The organism is Lentilactobacillus sp. TOM.63 (assembly GCF_030361045.1).
Lineage (GTDB): Bacteria > Bacillota > Bacilli > Lactobacillales > Lactobacillaceae > Lentilactobacillus > Lentilactobacillus dabitei.
In genome coordinates this window covers 1-21,607 of the sequence record NZ_JAUCAP010000020.1, presented here as the reverse complement: position 1 = coordinate 21,607, position 21,607 = coordinate 1, and the positions used below count along the sequence as shown (strand labels likewise).

The 21,607-nt window shown below is 42.0% G+C and carries 24 protein-coding genes; 21 read left to right on the top strand and 3 right to left on the bottom strand.

Features of this window, described 5'->3' with window-relative positions; genetic code table 11:
* Positions 1-65 precede the first annotated feature (65 nt).
* The 11 genes from dinB to trxA all read left to right on the top strand — a co-directional run bounded on the left by dinB (position 66) and on the right by trxA (position 11,283).
* Positions 66-1,175, top strand: a complete 1,110-nt coding sequence (gene dinB / locus QUF07_RS05700) for a DNA polymerase IV (protein ID WP_217341729.1) — start codon at positions 66-68, stop codon at positions 1,173-1,175.
* Between the two features lie 64 nt (positions 1,176-1,239).
* On the top strand, positions 1,240-2,190 hold the full coding sequence (locus tag QUF07_RS05695; RefSeq protein ID WP_217161376.1) for a DHH family phosphoesterase: 951 nt from the start codon (positions 1,240-1,242) through the stop codon (positions 2,188-2,190).
* Positions 2,191-2,198: 8 nt separating this feature from the next.
* Positions 2,199-3,560 (top strand): DEAD/DEAH box helicase, encoded by a 1,362-nt coding sequence (locus QUF07_RS05690; RefSeq protein ID WP_289426968.1) that lies wholly within the window; start codon positions 2,199-2,201, stop codon positions 3,558-3,560.
* A gap of 258 nt (positions 3,561-3,818) precedes the next feature.
* On the top strand, positions 3,819-6,461 hold the full coding sequence (gene alaS, locus QUF07_RS05685; RefSeq protein ID WP_289426976.1) for an alanine--tRNA ligase: 2,643 nt from the start codon (positions 3,819-3,821) through the stop codon (positions 6,459-6,461).
* Between the two features lie 108 nt (positions 6,462-6,569).
* On the top strand, positions 6,570-6,863 hold the full coding sequence (locus QUF07_RS05680) for an IreB family regulatory phosphoprotein (RefSeq protein ID WP_056982909.1): 294 nt from the start codon (positions 6,570-6,572) through the stop codon (positions 6,861-6,863).
* Positions 6,860-7,294 (top strand): Holliday junction resolvase RuvX, encoded by a 435-nt coding sequence (ruvX, locus tag QUF07_RS05675; protein WP_054746563.1) that lies wholly within the window; start codon positions 6,860-6,862, stop codon positions 7,292-7,294. The genes QUF07_RS05680 and ruvX overlap by 4 nt, the downstream gene beginning before the upstream one ends.
* Positions 7,295-7,300: 6 nt before the next feature.
* On the top strand, positions 7,301-7,636 hold the full coding sequence (locus tag QUF07_RS05670) for a DUF1292 domain-containing protein (RefSeq protein WP_217161374.1): 336 nt from the start codon (positions 7,301-7,303) through the stop codon (positions 7,634-7,636).
* 96 nt (positions 7,637-7,732) lie between these two features.
* Positions 7,733-7,990: a cell division protein ZapA gene (locus QUF07_RS05665; protein WP_289426967.1), complete on the top strand. Its 258-nt coding sequence runs from the start codon at positions 7,733-7,735 to the stop codon at positions 7,988-7,990.
* A 23-nt stretch (positions 7,991-8,013) separates the two neighbouring features.
* On the top strand, positions 8,014-8,532 hold the full coding sequence (locus tag QUF07_RS05660) for a CvpA family protein (RefSeq protein ID WP_217161372.1): 519 nt from the start codon (positions 8,014-8,016) through the stop codon (positions 8,530-8,532).
* Positions 8,529-10,892, top strand: a complete 2,364-nt coding sequence (locus QUF07_RS05655; RefSeq protein WP_289426966.1) for an endonuclease MutS2 — start codon at positions 8,529-8,531, stop codon at positions 10,890-10,892. Before QUF07_RS05660 ends, QUF07_RS05655 begins: the two co-directional genes overlap by 4 nt.
* A gap of 79 nt (positions 10,893-10,971) precedes the next feature.
* A complete protein-coding gene (gene trxA, locus QUF07_RS05650) occupies positions 10,972-11,283 on the top strand; it encodes a thioredoxin (RefSeq protein ID WP_054746565.1) in 312 nt (103 codons plus the stop codon).
* 63 nt (positions 11,284-11,346) lie between these two features.
* Here trxA and QUF07_RS05645 read toward each other — a convergent pair whose 3' ends face one another.
* Entirely contained in the window at positions 11,347-11,868 is a 522-nt protein-coding gene (locus QUF07_RS05645; protein WP_289426965.1) for a DUF2507 domain-containing protein, read from the bottom strand.
* Between the two features lie 131 nt (positions 11,869-11,999).
* Here QUF07_RS05645 and murI point away from each other — a divergent pair, with 131 nt between their 5' ends.
* Genes murI through cbpB form a run of 4 tightly spaced genes read left to right on the top strand, consistent with a single transcriptional unit; the run spans position 12,000 to position 14,458 of the window.
* Positions 12,000-12,794 (top strand): glutamate racemase, encoded by a 795-nt coding sequence (gene murI / locus QUF07_RS05640; protein WP_502878981.1) that lies wholly within the window; start codon positions 12,000-12,002, stop codon positions 12,792-12,794.
* 16 nt (positions 12,795-12,810) lie between these two features.
* Positions 12,811-13,410 (top strand): XTP/dITP diphosphatase, encoded by a 600-nt coding sequence (locus QUF07_RS05635; RefSeq protein WP_289426964.1) that lies wholly within the window; start codon positions 12,811-12,813, stop codon positions 13,408-13,410.
* Complete coding sequence (locus QUF07_RS05630; protein WP_289426963.1) at positions 13,407-13,922, top strand: metallophosphoesterase; 516 nt, start codon at positions 13,407-13,409, stop codon at positions 13,920-13,922. Before QUF07_RS05635 ends, QUF07_RS05630 begins: the two co-directional genes overlap by 4 nt.
* Before the next feature lie 20 nt (positions 13,923-13,942).
* Positions 13,943-14,458: a cyclic-di-AMP-binding protein CbpB gene (gene cbpB / locus QUF07_RS05625; protein WP_217161367.1), complete on the top strand. Its 516-nt coding sequence runs from the start codon at positions 13,943-13,945 to the stop codon at positions 14,456-14,458.
* A 241-nt stretch (positions 14,459-14,699) separates the two neighbouring features.
* Here cbpB and QUF07_RS05620 read toward each other — a convergent pair whose 3' ends face one another.
* Positions 14,700-15,584, bottom strand: coding sequence for a mechanosensitive ion channel family protein (locus tag QUF07_RS05620; protein ID WP_217161366.1), 885 nt, complete (start codon positions 15,582-15,584; stop codon positions 14,700-14,702).
* 143 nt (positions 15,585-15,727) lie between these two features.
* Between QUF07_RS05620 and QUF07_RS05615 the strand changes: the two genes are divergently transcribed.
* On the top strand, positions 15,728-16,147 hold the full coding sequence (locus QUF07_RS05615) for a DUF948 domain-containing protein (protein ID WP_217161365.1): 420 nt from the start codon (positions 15,728-15,730) through the stop codon (positions 16,145-16,147).
* Between the two features lie 17 nt (positions 16,148-16,164).
* Complete coding sequence (locus tag QUF07_RS05610) at positions 16,165-16,641, top strand: YtxH domain-containing protein (protein WP_217161364.1); 477 nt, start codon at positions 16,165-16,167, stop codon at positions 16,639-16,641.
* A gap of 255 nt (positions 16,642-16,896) precedes the next feature.
* Here QUF07_RS05610 and QUF07_RS05605 read toward each other — a convergent pair whose 3' ends face one another.
* Positions 16,897-17,997: a M24 family metallopeptidase gene (locus tag QUF07_RS05605; protein WP_289426962.1), complete on the bottom strand. Its 1,101-nt coding sequence runs from the start codon at positions 17,995-17,997 to the stop codon at positions 16,897-16,899.
* A 205-nt stretch (positions 17,998-18,202) separates the two neighbouring features.
* Here QUF07_RS05605 and ccpA point away from each other — a divergent pair, with 205 nt between their 5' ends.
* The 4 genes from ccpA (at position 18,203) to QUF07_RS05585 (ending at position 21,548) form a co-directional block, all read left to right on the top strand.
* Positions 18,203-19,204: a catabolite control protein A gene (gene ccpA / locus QUF07_RS05600; protein WP_217161362.1), complete on the top strand. Its 1,002-nt coding sequence runs from the start codon at positions 18,203-18,205 to the stop codon at positions 19,202-19,204.
* A gap of 159 nt (positions 19,205-19,363) precedes the next feature.
* Complete coding sequence (locus QUF07_RS05595) at positions 19,364-20,098, top strand: YebC/PmpR family DNA-binding transcriptional regulator (RefSeq protein WP_056982895.1); 735 nt, start codon at positions 19,364-19,366, stop codon at positions 20,096-20,098.
* Positions 20,099-20,203: 105 nt separating this feature from the next.
* Entirely contained in the window at positions 20,204-21,175 is a 972-nt protein-coding gene (gene comGA / locus QUF07_RS05590) for a competence type IV pilus ATPase ComGA (RefSeq protein WP_289426961.1), read from the top strand.
* Positions 21,105-21,548: a type II secretion system F family protein gene (locus tag QUF07_RS05585; protein ID WP_289426960.1), complete on the top strand. Its 444-nt coding sequence runs from the start codon at positions 21,105-21,107 to the stop codon at positions 21,546-21,548. The genes comGA and QUF07_RS05585 overlap by 71 nt, the downstream gene beginning before the upstream one ends.
* Positions 21,549-21,607 lie beyond the last annotated feature (59 nt).

Here is a 21,607-nt window from a genome sequence, read left to right as displayed (position 1 = left end):
ATGTTTTGGCCAACCATTTTTTTGCGGTAAGAGAGAACGTACGTTTGATTTAGAGGTTGATAATCATGACTATTAACGGCAGAAAAATCATTCATGTTGATATGGATGCCTTCTACGCCTCAATTGAAGAACGTGAAGATCCCAGTTTAAAAAACCAGCCGCTGATTGTTGCCCGCGATCCAAGAAGGACGGGTGGCCGCGGGGTTGTTTCAACTGCCAATTACAATGCGCGACGATTTGGCGTGCATTCAGCGATGAGTGCCCAGAAGGCTTTAGAGCTCTGTCCGAAAGCTGTTTTTCGATTTTCTGGTTTTGGCCTGTATCGGTCAGTTTCAGATCAAATTCATGAAATTTTTCATCATTTTACCGATGCCGTGGAGTCAGTTGCCCTTGATGAAGCTTATCTAGACATTACTCACAACAAGCGGCATCTTTCTGATCCAATTCAGGTTGCCAGAATGATTCAAACAGAAATCTGGCAACAAACAAAGCTGACTTGCTCCGTGGGGGTATCGTATAATAAATTTTTGGCGAAAGAAGCTTCCGATTACGCAAAACCGGTTGGAATTACCGTGATCCCCCAAAAAGATGCCATTGAGTTTCTGACCAAGTTACCGATTGAGAAATTCCGCGGGGTAGGTAAGAAGACAGTTCCCAAAATGCAAGCCTTGCAGATTGCAAACGGCGCTGATTTATTGCAGTGGTCACAAATGGATTTGATTAAACATTTTGGCAAGTTTGGGTATGTTTTGTATGAACGCGCCCGGGGCGTTGATGAGCGTCCAGTTGAGTATCAACGAATTCGAAAGTCAATTGGCAAAGAGCGGACTTTCGGACCCGAAATCAGGACCAGTTCAGAAGTGGATGCCCAACTGCAACGGATTGCTGAAATGGTGGTCCAAGCGATGGACAACAAAAAGAAACATGGTAAGACGTTGGTCCTCAAGATCCGCTACAAAGATTTTTCAACCTTCACCAAACGTGTGACTTTAGATGACTACATCAAAAATGACCCAGCCGATTACTTTGCCCTTGCAGGTGACTTGTTGACGGATATGCCTGACATTTCTACCGGTGTCCGGCTACTAGGGATTACGATCACTAACCTGGACGATTTAACGTATGAAAATATTGCGTTGGACTTATTCCACAACGGCGATGTTCAAAAGACCTAGTTTGTATTATTGGGGTTCTAGTGTATACTTAAGTGTTCGACAATAAAGTAATTGGAGTAATGACATGTCAATTAAAGAACAAATTTTAACAACTATTAAGCAATATAAAACCATCATCATTCATCGACACAAGCGACCAGATCCTGATGCGATCGGCTCTCAAATGGGATTGGCTCAAATTCTCAAGGCATCTTTCCCAGATAAAACGATTCTTTGCGCTGGTAAGCAGTACGATGGCTTTGCTTGGCTTGGCAAAACCGATGAGATTTCTGATGATCAGTACAAAGATGCATTGGTAATCGTCGTTGATACAGCTAATCAGCCACGCGTTGACGACGATCGGTTCAACAAAGGCAAGGTGATGATTAAGATCGATCACCATCCAAACGATGATGCATTTGGTGATATCATGTGGGTTGAGCCCGAAGCTTCTAGTACCTCTGAATTAATTTACGATTTTTTTGCCGCTAATCGTGCGGAGTTGACCATGCCTGCCAAAGGTGCCCGATTATTATACGCAGGGATTGTGGGTGATACTGGTCGGTTTATGTATCCATCAACTTCTTCCCACACTTTAGCGGTTGCGTCTAAGTTGACTGAATATGATTTTTCGGCCAGTGAGGTCAATAAGATTGAAGATGAGATTGATATTCCGTTGGCCCGATTGTCTGCTTATGTTTATGACAACTTAACCATTCTCAATAGTGGAGCAGCTTATCTGGTCCTTTCAGATAAGGTATTAGAGCCATTCAAACTTGGCGATGACAGCACATCAGCTGTCGTGCCACTGCCTGGGAAAATCAAAGATGTGGTTTCGTGGGCAATCTTTGTTCAGCAAAAAGACGGCGGGTTCCGGATTCGGTTACGTTCGAAGGGCCCTTCGATCAATGAACTTGCTAAAAAGTATGGCGGCGGTGGTCATCCACTTGCGAGTGGAGCCGTGGTTGAAGACGAAAAGCACATTGATGGATTCGTCAAAGATTTAAATGAGGTCGTTTCTAACTACAAGAAGTAGGAGAGTATATGAGCAATTTTTCAGAATTTAATTTAAAACCCTATATATTGGCTGCCTTGAAGGATATTGGCTTTTCTACGCCGACACCAGTTCAGGAAAAACTGATTCCAAAGATTATTCAAGGTAGAGATGTCGTCGGTCAATCCGCTACTGGTAGTGGGAAGACGCACGCTTTTTTACTGCCGATTTTTAATCAGCTTGATCCGGACGTTCACGAAGTTCAAGCGGTTATTACCACCCCAAGTCGAGAATTAGCCTACCAAATTATTGATGCTGCTAAACAAATTGCTAAACACAGCGATCAACCGATTTCCACCGGAGCCTATGTTGGTGGTACCGATAAGTTGCGGCAGGAGACCAAGTTGAAGCGAGAACAACCACAACTCGTCATTGGAACGCCAGGTCGAATTTGGGATCTGATCAAAAACGGTGGTTTAGATGTTCATACAGCTTCCCAGCTGGTCATTGATGAAGCCGATATGACACTTGACATGGGATTCTTAGACGTTGTGGATAGTATCGCTGCCAGCTTCGGTAAACATGTCCAAATGATGGTCTTTTCGGCCACCATTCCACAAAAGATCAATGTTTTTCTCCGCAAATATATGCAAAATCCAGTCATTGAAGAAATTCCGGTTTCCTCAATTATCAGTCCCACGATTGATAACTGGTTAATTTCAACTAAAGGTCATGATAAGAATCAGCTAATCTACCGCCTCTTGACAGTTGGTGAACCTTATTTGGTTTTGATTTTTGCCAACACGCGAAAAAGAGTGGAAGAATTGACAGATTATTTGAAGAAACAGGGCCTGAAGGTTGCGATGATTCACGGCGGCGTTAAACCCCGCGAACGAAAGCAAATTATGAGACGGGTTAAAAACCTGGACTTCCAATTCGTTGTTGCGACCGATCTTGCGGCCCGAGGAATTGATATCGAAGGGGTTTCTGAAGTCATTAACGATGATATCCCGACCGAAGATCTTGAATTTTTCATTCACCGAGTTGGCCGAACTGGTCGGAATGGGATGTCTGGAGTGTCGATTACCCTCTATTCACCAGATGAGGAAAAAGACGTTCAAGAACTTGAGAACATGGGGATTCATTTCAAGCCGAAAGCACTGAGTAATCACGAGATTGTCGATACATACGATCGTCATCGTCGAAAGACTCATCGCAAGAAGCACGAAAAGCTTGATCCAACCATGATTGGCATGATTAAAAAGAAAAAGAAGAAGGTCAAACCTGGTTATAAACGTCAAATTAAGATGTCAATTGCCAGAAAAGACGAGATGGACCGTCGGGTTAAAAAGCGTGAAGAAGCCCGTGCCCAACGAAAGCAACGAAAGAATAGCTCATCTCGATATAAGTGATTGACAGCTATTTAACAAAAAAGTATACTTTTAATGTCTTAAGAATATGCTGATTGAATTTATCTTTTAGAAACGTTTTGGTTGATGCAAAAAACGATTTAAACCAATCAGTGCTCTCTTAACTTTCAAATGAAAACGCAACTCTACGTTATAGAGATTAAGTGGTTACGATAAACATCGTTGCAATCAGAGTGGTACCGCGTCAATTGGCGTCTCTGTTAGCAACGGTGTTTTAATTTTGTCAGAGGAGAATGAATGATGAAGAACTTGAGCAGTGGCGAGATTCGCCAAATGTTTTTAGACTTTTTTCAAGAAAAGGGCCACGCAATTGAGCCCAGCGCTTCTTTAATCCCAGTGGATGATCCAACCCTACTTTGGATCAACTCTGGAGTGGCAACGATGAAAAAATATTTTGATGGATCAGTTGTTCCAAAGAATCCGAGGATGACGAGCTCTCAAAAGAGTATTCGGACGAATGATATTGAAAATGTGGGGAAAACGCCACGGCATCACACGTTATTTGAAATGCTTGGAAACTTTTCAGTTGGCGATTACTTCAAGAAAGAAGCAATCACGTGGGCTTTTGAATTGCTGACTTCGCCGAAATGGTTTGGTTGGGATAAGGAAAAGCTTTACATGACTGTCTACCCTAAGGATACTGATGCCAAGAAGTTTTGGGAAAAAGTTGGGGTTGCCCCCGATCACATTATTGAAATCGAAGATAACTTTTGGGATATTGGTCAAGGCCCTTCAGGCCCGGATTCAGAAATTTTCTATGATCGGGGGGCAGATTTTGATAATCTTGCCGATGATGATCCGGAAAATTATCCTGGCGGTGAAAATGATCGCTGGCTTGAAGTTTGGAATATTGTCTTCTCACAATTTAACCATACTCCACAAGATACCTACGAGCCGCTACCAAGGAAAAACATTGATACTGGAATGGGTCTTGAACGGGTGGTTTCGATTTTCCAACATGCCAGAACCAATTTTGAAACTGATTTGTTTTTACCGATGGTCAAAGAAACCGAACGATTGAGTGACAACAAGACATATGGTGACAATAAACATGACGACGTTGCCTTTAGAATTATCGCGGATCATGCCCGGGCAATCACGGTAGCGATCGGTGATGGTGCCCTACCTTCTAATGTTGGTCGTGGCTATGTTATCCGAAGATTAATTCGTCGGGCAATTGTTAACGGCCAACGCTTAGGTATCAACGAAGCCTTCTTATATCGATTGGCCCCAGTCGTTGGTCAAACATTGGAATCATACTACCCTGAAGTTCTCAAACAAAAAGATTACATTGCCAAAGTGATTCGATCAGAAGAAGATCGATTTAATGAAACTTTGGCCGATGGCTTAAAGTTATTGCATCAAGTGATTGAAGAGGCCAAGAAGCAGAACCAGACCATTATTGATGGCCCGACGGCATTTAAACTGTATGACACTTATGGATTCCCAGTTGAACTGACTCAAGAAGAAGCTGGGGAGGTTGGCCTAACAGTGGATCATAAGGGATTTGAAGCTGAAATGGATAAGCAAAAGCAACGGGCCCGTGATGCGAGAAGTGGGGCTAAATCCATGGGTGTTCAACGTGATCTATTGCTTGAAGTTAAAGATCATAGTGAATATGTCGGCTATGATACCCTCGAAGTTGATCATGCCAGCATTCAAGAAATTATTGAAAATGAAAAGCTGGTTAATCAGTCAAAGGGTGGGACAGTTGAAGTCATTTTCGATAAAACCCCATTTTATGCTGAAATGGGTGGCCAAGTTGCTGATCGAGGAGTTGTCCTTGATGAAGAAGGCGATAAGGTCGCTGATGTTGTTGACGTTCAACATGCACCAAATGGTCAGAACCTGCACACTTTGAAAACTCAAGAGCCATTAATTAAGGGCAACAAGTATCATTTAGTGGTTGATCGATTGTTCCACAGTCGAGTTGAAAAGAACCATACCGCAACTCATTTGCTTAATCAATCATTACGAAATGTTTTGGGTGGCCATACCCAACAAGCCGGGTCATTAGTTGAGCCTAACTATCTAAGATTTGACTTCAACCACTTTGGTCAGGTAACTGACGAAGATTTGGAAAAAGTTGAAAACATGGTGAATCGCCAAATCTTCAATGAAACTAATGTTGACACAGTTGTCACTGATCCGAAGACCGGTAAGAAGATGGGGGCGATTGCGTTATTCAGTGAAAAATATGGTGACAAGGTTCGAGTAGTTAGTATTGGTGACTTCTCAGTCGAATTCTGTGGTGGTACTCACGTTAAGAATACGCGAGACATCGGCTTGTTCAAAATTGTCTCAGAATCTGGTGTTGGAGCCGGAATTCGTCGAATTGAAGCTGTTACTTCCAAAGATGCCTTTAAATTACTGAATGATCGTAATAAAGAGCTGAATCAAATTGCCAGTTCTTTGAAGGTTAACCAGATTAAAGATGTGCCAACTCGGGTAACTCAAGTTCAAGATGAAATCAAAGCCCTTCAACAAAAACAGCAGGCCCTCGAGGCGAAATTGGCTGGTCAGCAAGCCCAAAATGTCTTTAGTGACAAGAAACAAGCTGGTGATAAGACCATCATTACTGGTATTATTAAAGATGCTGGGATGGATCAGCTGCGACAACTGGCCGATACCTGGCGATCTAAGAAACTTTCAGACGTGTTAGTGTTAGGAACTGGCAGTGGCCAGAAAGCTAATCTGATTGTTGCAGTGGCGGACGATAAGGTAAAAGCTGGCATTAAGGCCGGTGATTTGATTAAGTCAATCGCCGGTAACATTAAAGGTGGCGGCGGTGGTCGACCAAACATGGCCCAAGCTGGCGGTAAGGATCCAGCTGGGTTGGATAAGGCAATGAACGCTGCTGTTGATTGGTTAACTAACGAATAATTATTACACTGCGATTACATGTCGATTACATTGCCTCTCTTGATTGTAGTTTTACGGATAATCAGTTAAAATTAGTACAAATGACCGTATGTCATAGAGGTGAATCGTATGAGTTCGTTAGATAAAACAATGTTTTTTAATTTCAATGAGGATCAGCCTAAAGACGTTCGAGATACATTATTGACTGTGTATGCCGCATTGGAGGAGAAAGGATACAATCCTTATAATCAGATAGTTGGGTATTTGATTTCCGGTGATCCTGCCTATATTCCACGTAATTTGGACGCTCGTAATTTGATTCGCAGGCATGAACGCGATGAGATAATCGAAGAACTAGTTCGTTTCTATTTGGACAACCATCCAAGCAATCAGCCAACAGAAACAAAAAAAGGTGAAAAATGAGATTAATGGGATTAGACGTTGGTTCAAAGACCGTGGGAGTTGCAGTTAGTGACGCTCTTGGTTGGACTTCTCAAGGGGTGGAAATCATTCCAATTGACGAGGAGAATCAACAATTTGGTTTAGATCGGGTGGCAGAACTAGTCGATCAATATGAAGTTGACGGCTTTGTCGTTGGCTTACCCAAAAACATGAATAATTCGCTGGGACCTAGAGCTGAGGCGTCCGAACAATATGGTAAGCGTTTGGAGAAGAAGTTTGATCTACCGGTCGACTTTGAAGATGAGCGATTGACAACTGTTGAGGCTCAACGGATGCTTACTGAAGAGGCCGATATTTCTCGGAAAAAGCGAAAAAAGGTTATCGATAAGTTAGCAGCAGGCTTGATCTTGCAAAACTATCTAGACCGAAAAGGAAAACTAACAAAAATTTAGCGAGGTATGCAAATTATGGCAGATGAACCAGTACAACAACAAATTACACTAGTTGATGACAATGGTGAAGAAACATTATACGATGTTTTGTTCACTTTTAAGTCAGAAGACTTCGACAGATCTTATATCCTGATTTACCCAGCCGGCAAGAGCGATGATGATGAGGTTGAAATCCAAGCATATGCGCTTCCAAAGGGTGACGATCCAAGTGATCCTCAAGGCGGTGAACTTCAGGCAATCGAAACCGACAAGGAATGGGATATGATTGAATCAGTCCTTAATACCTTCTTAGGCAAAGATGGCGATGATCAAGACGATGACAGCACCGATGATGGCCAGTAAAGTGGCGGTCATTTGATCAAATGGATGTAGGGATTGAGAACAAAGCGTCAGTTTTGTCTCAGTCCTTTTTAATTGATTTTTTTAGGATGTGAGTAAATGGAAAAAAAGGAGAAACGGCGATTTAAAGCAACAATTGCTGGTAAAGACTATGTATTGGTGGGTAATGGAACCGTTGAACACATGCAGGCGGTAACTGATTTACTCAACGAACAATTGGATCAATTGCATGAAGCGATGCCAGCTTCTACGGAAGAGGAGCGGGCAATCTTGATTGCTTTCAATGCAATTTCTAAGCAATTTAAACTTGAAGAGAAACATCTTCAACAAGGGCACCCAACTCACAAAAATGATTAGTCAAATACGAGAGGTTGATGACGATGATTTTTGATATTGGCATTCTTTTCATTTTAATCATTGGCTTTCTAAGAGGTATTCACCGGGGGCTGGTAGTGGAGCTATTCAATCTGGTTGGTTTTTTTGCTGCAACGGTTGGGGCCATTATTTTTACCACACCGGTGAGTGATTTTGTGACTGGGATTTTGAACAATCATTCAGGCAGCGCCTCGATGGGAACAATCATTAAGTGGATCGTATTTATAGTCGTATTTGTGATCATTACTAGGCTCGTCAGGATGATCCGAAATATGATCAGACCTGTTACCAAACTACCCCTTATTAGTCAGGTGAATTCATTACTTGGCGGCGGGGTGAATCTTATTTCACACTATTTATTGGTTTTTATTATATTGAGTTTCTTGTTGATCTTGCCCAGTCAGGCAATTCATCAGCAATATGATCAATCGGCGATTTCTCAATGGATTGTGACCAAGACCCCAATTCTGTCCGACAAGATGATGCAGATTTGGGATGAGAATTCCAGTGAGGTGAACGTATGAACGAAAAGGTATTAGAAACACTAGAATATGACAAAATTAAACAGCAGCTGGCTGCTTATTTAACAACGGATCGGGGCAATGAGATTTTAGGAAATTTACGACCCAGCCCAGATTTTGATGTGGTCACTGATCGGTTGAACGAAACGGCCGATGGGGCTGATATTGTCCGGTTGAAGGGCGAAATTCCAATTCCAAAATTAACGGAAATTTCTCCATACATGAAACGACTCCGCATTGAAGATGCCTCATTAGGCGGCACTGAGCTGGCCCACATTACTAAATTATTGCGAGCCGTTCAGGTGGTTCATTCATTCTTCAATGATTTAGTAGAAGAGGCAGTTCATTTGCGAACAGTGACAAAAACTGTTGATCAATTGACTCTAATGCCGGAAATTACCAAACGAATGATTTCTTCGATCGATGATGATGGCCGGGTCTTAGATTCCGCTTCTTCGGAGCTGCGGTCAATTCGAAAGTCAATTGGTCGCACCCAGACTGACATTCGGGCCAGGATGGGCAAATTTACTAAGGGATCGGATTCTAAATATCTGAGCGAACCGATTATTACCGTTCGTGACGATCGATTTGTCCTGCCAATCAAGGCAGAATACAAGCAGCGGTTTGGTGGGATTGTCCACGATCAAAGTGCTTCTGGGCAAACGCTATATGTCGAACCGAGCAACGTGGTTGAAATGAATAACCAACTTCGAAGAGATCAGCTTGCTGAAAAAGCTGAGGTTCGAAAAATATTGGCTGAACTAACCAACCTCATTCGACCATATCGAAATGAATTGATGCAGAATATGAACTTGATTGGTCAGCTAGACTTCGTCAATGCCAAAGCGAAGTATGCTCATCAAACTGGCAGTGTGCTACCACTGATTTCTGCCAAAAACAATGTTAATTTGAGACAAGCAAGGCACCCACTGATTGATAAGGACCGGGTGGTGGCTAACGATATCGCGATTGGTGATCAGTATCAGACAATCATCGTGACCGGCCCAAACACGGGTGGTAAAACGATTACGATCAAAACGGTTGGAATTCTCCAGTTAATGGGGCAATCGGGGCTGTTTATTACCGCAAACGAGGACAGCCAAATCGGCGTGTTTGATGAAGTCTTTGCGGATATTGGTGATGAGCAGTCAATCGAAGCTAATTTGAGTACTTTCTCATCTCACATGGATAATATCATTTCGATATTGCATCACATCTCCAAAAAGAGTTTGGTGTTATTGGATGAATTGGGTGCTGGAACCGACCCTAAAGAAGGGGCAGCACTCGCAATGGCGATTATTGATGCAATTCACGCTACTGGGTGCGAATTAATTGCCACAACTCATTATCCTGAACTAAAAGCATTTGCGTATAATCGATCTGGAGTCATCAATGCTTCGATGGAGTTCGATGTCGATACCTTACGGCCAACTTATCGATTCTTGATGGGCATTCCCGGTCAAAGTAATGCGTTGAATATTGCCAGAAAGCTTGGATTTCCCAAGCAAATTATTGACAATGCCCGAGCATTCACCGATTCGAAAAATCAAGATATCAATAACATGATTGAGGAATTGACGGCCCAAACCAAACGGGCTCATGATGAAGCAGATCAATTGCAGCGGCAGCTGAGCGAATCAACGAAACTTCATCATGAATTGACTGATCAATTTAATAAATATCAAAGCCAAAAAGATCGTTTGACCGAGCAAGCCCAAGAGCGAGCGAATCAGGTGGTCGAAGAGGCTAAAAAGAAAGCTGATAAAATCATTGCCGACCTTCATCAAAAGCAAAAGCAGGTTGGCCAAGTTGCAGTTAAAGAAAATGAATTAATCGATGCAAAGGGTGCCCTTAACAAGCTGGAAGTAGCTCCTAATTTAAAGAAGAATAAGGTGCTCACCAAAGAAAAAGCCAAGCATGATTTTCATCCTGGTGACGACGTGTTGGTCAAATCATATGGCCAACAGGGTTCCCTGATTGGAAAAGAAAAAAATGGTACCTGGGATGTGCAAATTGGAATTCTCAAGATGAAAATCAATGAAGCTGACCTTGAAAAAGTTGGGAAAGAGAAGAAATCAAATCAGAAATTTCAGACGCATGTTTCCAGAACCCGTTCAACTGGGATGTCACCAACCCTTGATTTGAGGGGCCATCGATATGAAGAAGCGATGTACGAGCTGGATCGATACATTGATTCGGCCTTATTAGCCGGTTACCCGTCTGTTACGATTATTCATGGTAAAGGTACCGGGGCACTTCGAAAAGGCGTTACAGACTATTTAAAGCGCAATAAACGGGTAAAGAGCTTTGGCTATTCTGCTCCGAACGCAGGTGGCGATGGATCCACCATCGTGAAATTTTAATAATAAATTGTGTGCAACTTATTTGCTTTTTTTCAAATAATTGGTAGTATTAGTTTATTAGAAGATGGGAGTGTTTGAAATGGTTAAAGAAACAACAGATCAAACTTTTGAGCAAGATACTGCCAAAGGCGTTACTTTGACAGACTTCTGGGCAACTTGGTGTGGCCCTTGTCGGATGCAATCACCAGTTGTTGAAGAATTAGCAGATGAAATGGCTGACGTAACCTTTAATAAAATGGACGTCGACAAGAATCCGAATACCGCCTCAAAATTTGGCATCATGAGTATTCCAACTCTGCTTGTTAAGAAGGATGGCCAAGTCGTTGATACAATCGTTGGCTATCATCCTAAGGAACAACTTAAGAAGGTATTGGCTCAATATACTGACTAATGTCTAAAAAAGCGTTGCGAAAGACCTCAGAGGCCTTCACAGCGCTTTTTAAATTGCAAACAGTTATTTAGTTTTTGGTTCAGCAGTAGAATCATCAGAGTTCTCAACAATTTTGAAAATTTCTGATGCCTCTTGGCCATCGTTGGGCTTGTCCTTGCTTAAATAAGTGGTGATCAACACAATTCCCTTTGAAGCGTTGACCTTCTCGACTTCGGATTCGGCTTGCTGATCAAGAATGTATTGACAGCTTTGAGCAATGAAACCGGATTCTAGAAAGAAATCAGGATCTTCAAAAAGTGATAGGCGATTGGCGACGATTTCACCGCTTAATTGCCAGTTGATCTGGCTGTTGGTTCGCTTCAGTAATTTGAGATCACCAAATTTGAACTGGCTAAAGAAGTTTTCCAAGTCTTCGTAAGTTGCGAGTCGGTGAGTTCGAGATAATCGCTTACCCGCCCAGTAAGAAATTTCGTGGGAATCATTACCTAAAATGCTGGGCAATAGATCATCGCGAATGAGTTCTTGACCAAGGATATCTGTGCCACTGTTGCTGTCAATCAATGTGCTATATGCTTCGTTATCCATTTTTTAATCTCCATCAATGCAAAATGTAATAAAGTTATTATACAATATATTTACTAAGTCTGTTTTGTTAGTTGAATATCTTAATTGCTTGCAAGATAATGATATTAGCAATAAAGGAAGAAGGAATTCAGGTGGATAATCGCCCAATTGGCGTGATGGATTCGGGGGTTGGTGGTTTAACTGTCCTCCGCCAAATTGTCAAAATACTTCCAAATGAATCGTACATCTTTGTTGGCGATCAAGCCAATTTACCGTATGGGCAAAAAAGTTCAGCAACGGTCAAAGCATTAACAAAACGGATTGCTGACTATATGTTGACTCAAAACGTTAAATTATTTGTCATTGCTTGCAATACATCAACCGCCGCTTCGCTGGAATATCTTCAGCAGATTTTACCAATCCCTGTGATTGGCGTCATTGCCCCGGGGAGTGACTCGGCTGTTAAAACGTCAGCTACTGGTCAGATTGGTGTGATTGCGACAAATGGGACCGTTCGATCAGGGGACTATCAACGAATTATCACAAACTTAAATCCGGAAAGTCACGTTTACACTTTGGGTTGTCCTGAATTTGTGACGATGGTTGAGCAAGGGCTGGCCGGAACGCAAGCTGCTCAGGTCGCCGTTAACAATCGGTTAGCATATTTCAGTGATTTGCCAATTGACACACTGGTCATGGGGTGTACCCATTTTCCAGTTTTGAGTCAAGAAATTCAAAACGTCGTTGGCCAGCGGGTTTCTCTGGTAGATCCAGGGATTGCCACTGCTCAAAAGGTCGCAGAATATTTGAACAAGCACCAACAATTATCGGTTGGTGCTGCTAACATCGCTAACCAGTTTCATACTACCGGTAATCCTGCTGAATTTGCAAAGATTGCTGAAAATTTATTAAATAAAAAAGTTGTTGCTGATCACTTAGATATCTGAAAGGGATGCTCATAACTTGAAACAACCAGATCAAATTGTGATTGCTTCCAAGAACGATCACAAAATTATCGAATTTGAAGATGCTTTCAAGGACACGGGAATTATTGTCAAATCACTTAAGCATTTTCCAAACGCACCAGACGTTGAAGAAACTGGCACCACATTTGCTGAAAACGCAACGCTCAAAGCTCAGGCAATTATGAAATACACTGGCCAAGTGGTGATTGCCGATGATTCTGGCTTGGTTGTCAAATCATTGAATGGCGACCCGGGTGTTCATTCAGCTCGCTATGCTGGTGACCATGATGACGCAGCTAATAATGCTAAACTTCTTAAAGAAATGCAAAATAAATCCAATCGGGATGCCTATTTTGAATCAGTTCTGATATATTTAACTCCAGAAGGCGACAAAGTTGAAGCCGCTGGACGAGTGAACGGGCAAATCCTGAGCGCTCCTCGTGGTGATAACGACTTCGGCTATGATCCGCTCTTCTATGTTCCGGAAAAGCAACAGACCATGGCAGAGATGACAACTCATGATAAGAACATGATTAGTCATCGTGGCCGGGCCATTCGAAACATGATTAACAAACTACAAGGGTTGTGGGATCAATGAAAATTGTCATTGTCAGTGATAATCATGGTGATCGCCAAATTATTGAAAAGATCGTGGATCGGTATGCTGGAAAGGTTGATGGAATATTCCATTGTGGAGATTCCGAGTTTCAGGCAGCTGATCCATTAGTTGCAAAACTCCATATTGTTGTTGGCAATATGGATGCGAGTTCTTTTGCAACTGATGAAACTATGATAATTGGTGATGAAGTGGTTTTGCTTACCCACGGTCATCTCCAAAATGTGAATGGTGGATTGCTCACTTTAGCCTTATTTGCAAGGAGCAAGCAAGCCACAATTGCATTGTTTGGTCACACGCATCAACTTGGTGTCACCCAAGATGACGGTATCTTGTTACTGAATCCGGGTAGTATCTCATATCCACGCGGTGAATATGCATCAATTGGCGGGACTTACGCAGTTTTAACTGCGGACCAGAATCAATACGATGTCCAGTATTATGACCGCCAATTGACCCCTGTTAAGAACTTACATTTCACGTTCACTAAATAAAAAGGAGACCTTGTTCATCAATGATTGATAAGCCAATCGAAACTGTAATGAGGGAAAGCAAGCGGGATATTCTGATTCCTGCAGATTTAGTTGCAACGGTTAATGAAGATAATAATCTTCAACACGTTTTCCTCGTACTAACAAAAATTAAATATGCTAAGATTCCAGTTCTGGATAATCATAATCATTTTAAGGGATTGGTATCTTTGTCGATGATTGCAGAACAAATGCTGCAAGATACCGGCATCACGACCCGGCCATTGGAGACAATGAAAGTCAAAGAGGTCATGCAAAAAGAAGTGCCGACAATTTACGAGCGGGATAATTTAGAGGCAATTTTGCGTTACCTTGAAGATGAAAACTTTTTACCATACGTAGATAGTAACAACGAATTCAAGGGAATTATTACGCGGCGGGAAATTTTCAAGGAACTCAATTTTCTGGCCCATAATTTCTCTAAACATTACATTGCGCTACCAGTTTACATGCAGGCAAAGAAGGGCGACACTCACAAAACCAGCGTGAGTAGTTCGTAAGCCGCAGTCAAAGTCGAGCTTTCTGCCAAAAGAATAATCCTTTGATCAAAAAAAGCCCGGACATATATTAATTTCCAATCCGTAATCATTCGTTTGGATCGCCAGAGCCACTTGGATAAAAAAACTGCGACAAACGGCTGATCACGGCCAGTTAACGAAAAGGATCAATTATTCCTGATTTTGGAATAGTTGATCCTTTTCGTTAAGTTCTGGGATCAAAGCGTCTATTGGCTCAGATTGTTTATTTTGTTGGTTTCCCTGGAACAATCATTGGGCTACTCGGTAATGGGATCCCGTTTTTATTTAATTCTGAAAGATATTTCGCAAGGAAATCATGAGACACTTGGTATTGAGCACCGTTTTTGGTTGTGATATTTACCTGAACGACGAGTTTGCCATCTGGCAGGCTGACAGTACCGATGATCTTCGGTTGGCCGATAATGTCTGGATAATGAGGAAGCTCCCGGTCATTTATCTGATTGATTATCTCAATGACCTTATCAATGGGCGTTTCCGGGAGAATTGCCACTTGAATCATTGCGGTCATGTTATTGCGAGACATGTTGGAGATTGTCGTGATGGTTCGATTAGGAATGAACGTGAGAGTCCCATCGTCGGCAACAATTTGAGTGGTACGCAGACCAACAGAGCTGATTGTTCCTCGGATAGCGTTAATCTGGACGTATTCCCCAACTTCAATTTGTTTTTCAAGCAAGATGAAAAAACCGCTGACAATATCCGTCACAAAGCCCTGAGCCCCAAGACCAATTGCTAAGCTAAAGACACCGGCACTCGCAATCAATGTACCCACGGGAACCCCGATAGCGGATAAGATGGAGTAGATCCAAAAGAACCATAAGCAATAGACCAAAATATTCATCGTGAGGGTGTGAAATGTTTTGATCCTTTTTTCAGTCACCGTATTCTGATATTTTTCCCGGTACCGTTTAAAAAAATGATTGATGATTGTTTTGCCAAGCCGGCGGCAAATTAACATCAGAAGGGTTAATAATAAAATAACACCAATTTTTTCGCTTACTTGAATAAGAAGCTTTTGCCAATCGAATAAATTGATGTAATGTTTCCAATTAATTGATAAAATGGTCGGATTAACTATTTTTAACATTTTGGTTCCTCAATTCTTTGATATAAGTACATATTAGCAAATCAATCTGTTAATTGAAACAGGTGTCATGAAAAACAATTTCATTGTCAAACCCTGGTGGTAATGCTATTCTTAAGTAAATTGTTGCACAAGGAGGAATCTTGATGACAGTTGGACAGATCGCGGGATTGATTGCCGCAATTGCGTTTTTATTACTCGTACTATTTATCGGTTTGTTCTTAATGAAGGTCAGCAAAACCATGTCTGAAGTGAATTTGTCGATCCGTTCCATGACTAGCAACGTCGATGTGATTACCAAACAGACGGATAAAATCATGGCCACATCCAATAGTCTGGTCAAAGACGTGGACGACAAATTAAATATTGTAACGCCTGTCTTTCAAGCGGCTGCAGATTTAGGTGAGAGTGTTTCAAGTCTTAACAAAGCCACTCAGAATCTGACTGGAAAAGTTAAAGAAACTGGTAAAAAGGGTGTCACTGCCGGAATTGCTGGCAAATTTGGCAAATCTGCTTGGAATATGTATCGTAATCATCGCCATTCTAAGAATCATCCGACAGAATAAATAAGGAGGTTGTTCATATGGGTAAAAAACTTGCAGGCGGAATTTTCGCCGGATTGTTAGGTGCTGGATTATATGCAGCTTATCAAAAATTAGATGAAGATAAAAAGAATCGTATGAAGAAAAATTTGCGTGAAAAATCAGACGAATTGCGCGATCGGGCAGTTGACTATGCGTTTTACGCAAATGACGCGATGAGTGATTTTAAAGATGTTTTAAAAGACGAGATGGACCAGGCAAAGGGTAACGTCAAGGAAGCTTCTTCAAAGTTCTCAGAGAAAGCTAAGACTTTCACTGATAATCAACAAGAGACTGAGGATGGTAATGCTGAGAAGAGCCAAGATGACATTGTTGTTGATGCGACCGAAGCTTTTAAAAATTCAGGAATCCCAAGTGCCGATGATGATTTGAATGAAGAAAGTGATGAACCATCAACAGATAACACGGCTTCGTCAGACGCGGCAAAGCCGGATGGTGATGGGGCTCCAGAAAAATAAAGCAAACTTGTATTCATTGTCTGGGTGACATTTAAAGTTGGCGCTTTCAGCAGAAGTGTACTAAGGCTTCGTAAAAGGATATCGTGTCATACTCCTCTTACCCAAGTGGTCAAGCGTCATCCTTTTTATTTTAAGGTCCACCTAGGGAATGCATAGCGAATGTGTCTACCTTTTACGTTTCTAACATAACGACTTCAACTCAAAAAGCCCTCCAAGCGATTTTTCATCGATGAGGGTTTTTTAGTCTGCTTAAAATTATTTTTCGACGTATCTTAATTCTTTCGTGGTGTGGGTAAATGGCTCAGAACCCGTTTCAGTTACATGGACACAGTCTTCAATTCTGACCCCAGCAACGTTTGGAATGTAAATACCCGGCTCGATTGAGAAACACATCCCTGGCTGAAGTTCCATATCATTACCTTCCATGATAGATGGAAATTCATGTTCGCTCATTCCCATTCCGTGACCTAATCTGTGAATAAAGTATTCCCCATAACCGGCCTTAGCGATCACGTCACGGGCAATCTTGTCCAGTTGGGCGGCGGTAATTCCGGGTTTCACTGCAGCCTGGGCCGTGAGCTGCGCCTCCAAACAAACTTTATGGATATCCATTGATTTTTCATCAGGTTTGCCAACTGCAATTGTTCGGGAAGCATCACTGATGTATCCCTGCCAAACTGGTCCTAAGTCAAATAGGACTAATTTGTTGTTTTCAATCTTTTTTTCGCTGGTCGCGCCATGAGGTTCAGCCGCATGAGCAGCGGATTGAACAAGTGATGGGAAACTCAATTCCATGATACCGTTTTGCATCAAGGCGTATTGAAGATCGGCGGCAACCTGGTCCTCAGTTTTGCCGGCTTGGACAGCTTCAAACCCCTTTTGGAGGGCAAAATCATCCCATTTTCCGGCAATCTTTAGTTTTTCAATTTCGTCAGCGGACTTAATCAACCGCATTTGCTCGATGAACGGGGTGAGGTTTGCTGAAAAGTCACCATTTGGAAATAACTGTTGAAGATTTTCGAGCCGTTCTACGGAAAGTTGGGCCTTTTCAATCGCAAACTTTTCGTTGTTCGCATGTCGAGCTGAAATTTGGTCGGCAATCATTTTCCAGGGGTCTTCATGATCCAGGTAGCCGTAAACCGGACTCGTCCAACCAGTGTCTTTGATTGCTTCGGTTTCCAATGCAGGTCCAAACAAGAATGGATCATCGTTCTTAAAGACCACCAACATTAACACCCGTTCAGCTGGATCACTGTAAAAAGTAGTGAGATACTGGATTGTTTTGGGATCGCTGATCAAGGCAACATCTTCATTATTGTCGGCAAGCCAACGTTGGACTTTTTCTATTTTATTCATCGGTTCCACTCCTTCATATTTTACCAGTAGTATATCATAACTATTCTGCAGAAAATTCCGCTTACACTTGAATTTTCACAAATGTTAGTTTATGATTTAATTGAAAACGTTTTCAGATTGCCGTCGAGCTTTTTATTTGTTATATTAGATGGTGTTTTGAAAATCGATGAAAACAGATTGTGACATGGAAGAAAGGGCTATCTTTATGGATAAACAAACGATTACAATTTATGATGTTGCCCGAGAAGCTAGCGTATCAATGGCAACTGTCTCGAGAGTAGTGAATGGAAACGCCAATGTGAAGCCTGCCACCCGTAAAAAGGTGTTGGACGTGATCGAAAAGCTGGACTACCGACCAAATGCGGTTGCACGAGGCTTAGCAAGCAAAAAGACCACGACGGTTGGGGTGATTGTTCCGGATGTGACAAATATGTACTTTGCTTCACTTGCACGTGGAATTGACGATGTTGCGACGATGTATAAATACAATATTATTTTGACCAATTCAGATTCCAACAGCGAAAAAGAAATCAAGGTGCTCAATACCTTACTGTCAAAGCAAGTTGATGGCATTGTCTTTATGGGTAACGAAATTACTGAAAAGCTCCGTGAAGAGTTCAAACGAACTAAGACACCAATCGTCTTGGCAGGATCTGTTGATGATGCGGGAGACAACCCAAGTGTTAACATTGACTACGTTGCCGCTGTTCAAGAAGAAGTCAAGAATTTAATCGACCGTGGGAACAAGCGGGTTGCCTTTGTTTGTGGGCCACTTGATCAAGCAATTAATGGAAAGTATCGTTTGAAGGGATACAAGCAGGCCTTAAAGAGTGCCGGGATTGCTTATGATGATAAGCTGGTGTTTGAGACTGACGATACATACAAAACAGGCACCTTGCTTCAACCAGCATTAATGGCCGTGAATGCCACTGCAGCAATGGTTACTGATGATGAATTGGCTGCCGGTATCATGAATGGCATGTCAGACGCGGATGTTAAAGTTCCTGAACAATTCGAAATCATCACCAGTAACGATACAAAATTAACTGAGATGGTTCGACCAAAGATGTCGTCAATTACTCAGCCACTTTACGATATTGGTGCGGTTTCAATGCGTTTATTAACCAAGTTGATGAACAACGAGCCAGTTGACGAGAAGAATGTCTTGCTTCCTTATGGTTTGATGAAGCGTGAATCAACAAAGTAATCTCGCTTCCGGTACGCTCAGTTTGATTGAAGATGGTTTCATTTTACAGAAAACGCCCGCTTGTGGATCGATTGAAAAATCTTGAAACGCCGGGACGTATCTGGTAAGATGTTGTCGTATGTGTGAAACTAGTAAACTATTTAGAAAAGAGGAGTTATTATGTCAGGACATTCAAAATGGCATAACATTCAGGGTCGTAAAAACGCCCAGGATGCTAAACGTGGAAAGATTTTCCAAAAAATATCACGTGACTTGTATCAAGCCGCTAAAGCAGGTGATCCTGATCCCGAAAATAATCCTCAACTGCGTTTGGTAATGGAAAAAGCTCGTGCTGCTAACATGCCTAAAGACAACGTTCAACGAGCAATTGATAAGGCTTCCGGTGTTGGTGGAGCCAAATTTGAAGAAATTACTTACGAGGGTTATGGCCCAGGTGGAACTGCAATCATGGTTTCCGCTTTAACTGATAATAAAAACCGAACGGCAGCTGCTGTCCGTTCTGCATTTACTCATCACGGTGGCTCACTTGGTGCTAACGGATCAGTTTCATACATGTTTGATCGAAAGGGCTACATTGTAATCCTTAGAGACGGTCTTGATGCTGACGAAGATACAATGTTGATGGATGCATTGGATGCCGGTGCTGATGATATGAATTCCACTGATGAAGAATATCAAATCTTCACTGATCCTAAATCAATGCCCGAAGTACGAGATGCGCTTCAAAAGAAGGGCTATGATTTGGATACGGCCGAAGTTCGGATGTTCCCAGAGAACACAACCGAAGTTCCGGAAGATAAGATTTCTCAATACACTGGTTTAATCGATGAGCTTGAAGATAATGATGATGTGCAAGATGTCTATGAAGCCGCTACATTACCTGAGGGCAACTAATTCAATAGTTTAACCAATCAAGGATGACCATTTTTGGCCATCTTTTTTTATTTTCTAAATAAATTTCATTTAGTCTCCGTATTTAACTAATAAGGGGTGAAATAAATGGAAATTAGCCAACAAATTGATGCACTTTTATCTGATGCGGTATCCAGACAGGCAAGTGATATCTATTTTCTGCCAATGAATGGTGAATATCAGGTCAAAATTAGAAGTCAACAGGAGGTGACTTTGTGGGATCAAGTTAGGTACTTAAAGGCTCGGAGAATGATGAATTATTGCAAGTATTTAGCAGACATGGCTTTGAGCGAGCAGCGGCGGCCACAATTGGGTGCAATGGAATGGCATAGTGGCGATGCAAAATACGCCCTACGGTTGTCGTCGGTCGGCAACTTCAACGATGATGAGTCAATGGTGATTCGAATTATCTATTCCCTAACGGATGTGAAAGGGACTTTCGTCAATGATCATCAGATTCAGACAATTGCTGAGTTAAGTCAGCGTCGGGGATTAGTGGTGTTTTCAGGGCCAACCGGGTCTGGCAAGACAACGACCATCTATAATCTTGTGAAAGACTTGGTGTCAGATGAATTTGTCATGACGATTGAAGATCCAATTGAAATTAAGGAATCCCATTTTCTCCAGTTGCAAGTCAATCATGACGCGGGGATGGACTATGCCGATCTAATTAAGGTCGGTCTTCGGCATCGACCAGATATTTTTATTATCGGTGAAATTCGGGATCAGCAGACAGCGGCAGCCGCGATTAAAGCTGCTCTAAGCGGTCATTTGGTATATACAACCGCTCATGCTCAAGATCCAGGTGGGGTGATCAAACGGTTGAGCCAGCTCGGAATTGACGATGAGTTCATTTCTCAAGCATTGACTGCAGTTGCCTATCAGCGACTATTGCCGACAATTGGTGGGGACCAACGCGCGCTGTTAGTGGCCCATAATTTCGACAAATTAACGTCAATGACAAACTATGATTGGAGTGACTGGCAGAATGAGCTCAAACAAGCAGAAAAGTCGGGGTTGGTATCCGAACAAACTGTTCAAAAATATTGGCAGGGGTAATCGATGGAATACAACCATTCAGGCGAATTTCTTTGATTCATTGGCCAACTTGTTAAACATTGGCTTTTCACTTACAGAAGCGTTGGGATTCATCGCTGACACTGATAAGCAATTGACGAGCGGGGTTATCGAAATTCAACAAAAATTGACAGATGGTTATTCATTTTCAGAAAGCATTAAGTCGATGGTTGACGCCCAGTCATATCACCAATTGCTGATAGCTGAAAGACATGGGCAATTACGTGAAGTATTGGCCGAGCTGGCCACCTTTGATCGGCTGAAGCTCAAGCAATTTAAAAAAATTCACGCGATCCTGGTTTACCCGCTGTTTTTATGCTTAATTTTGCTGATTCTTATTGTAAGCACTAAATAACTGGACGTCTACTTCGTAGACGTCTTTTTGAGTACCATAGAATTATTAATTAAGTATGA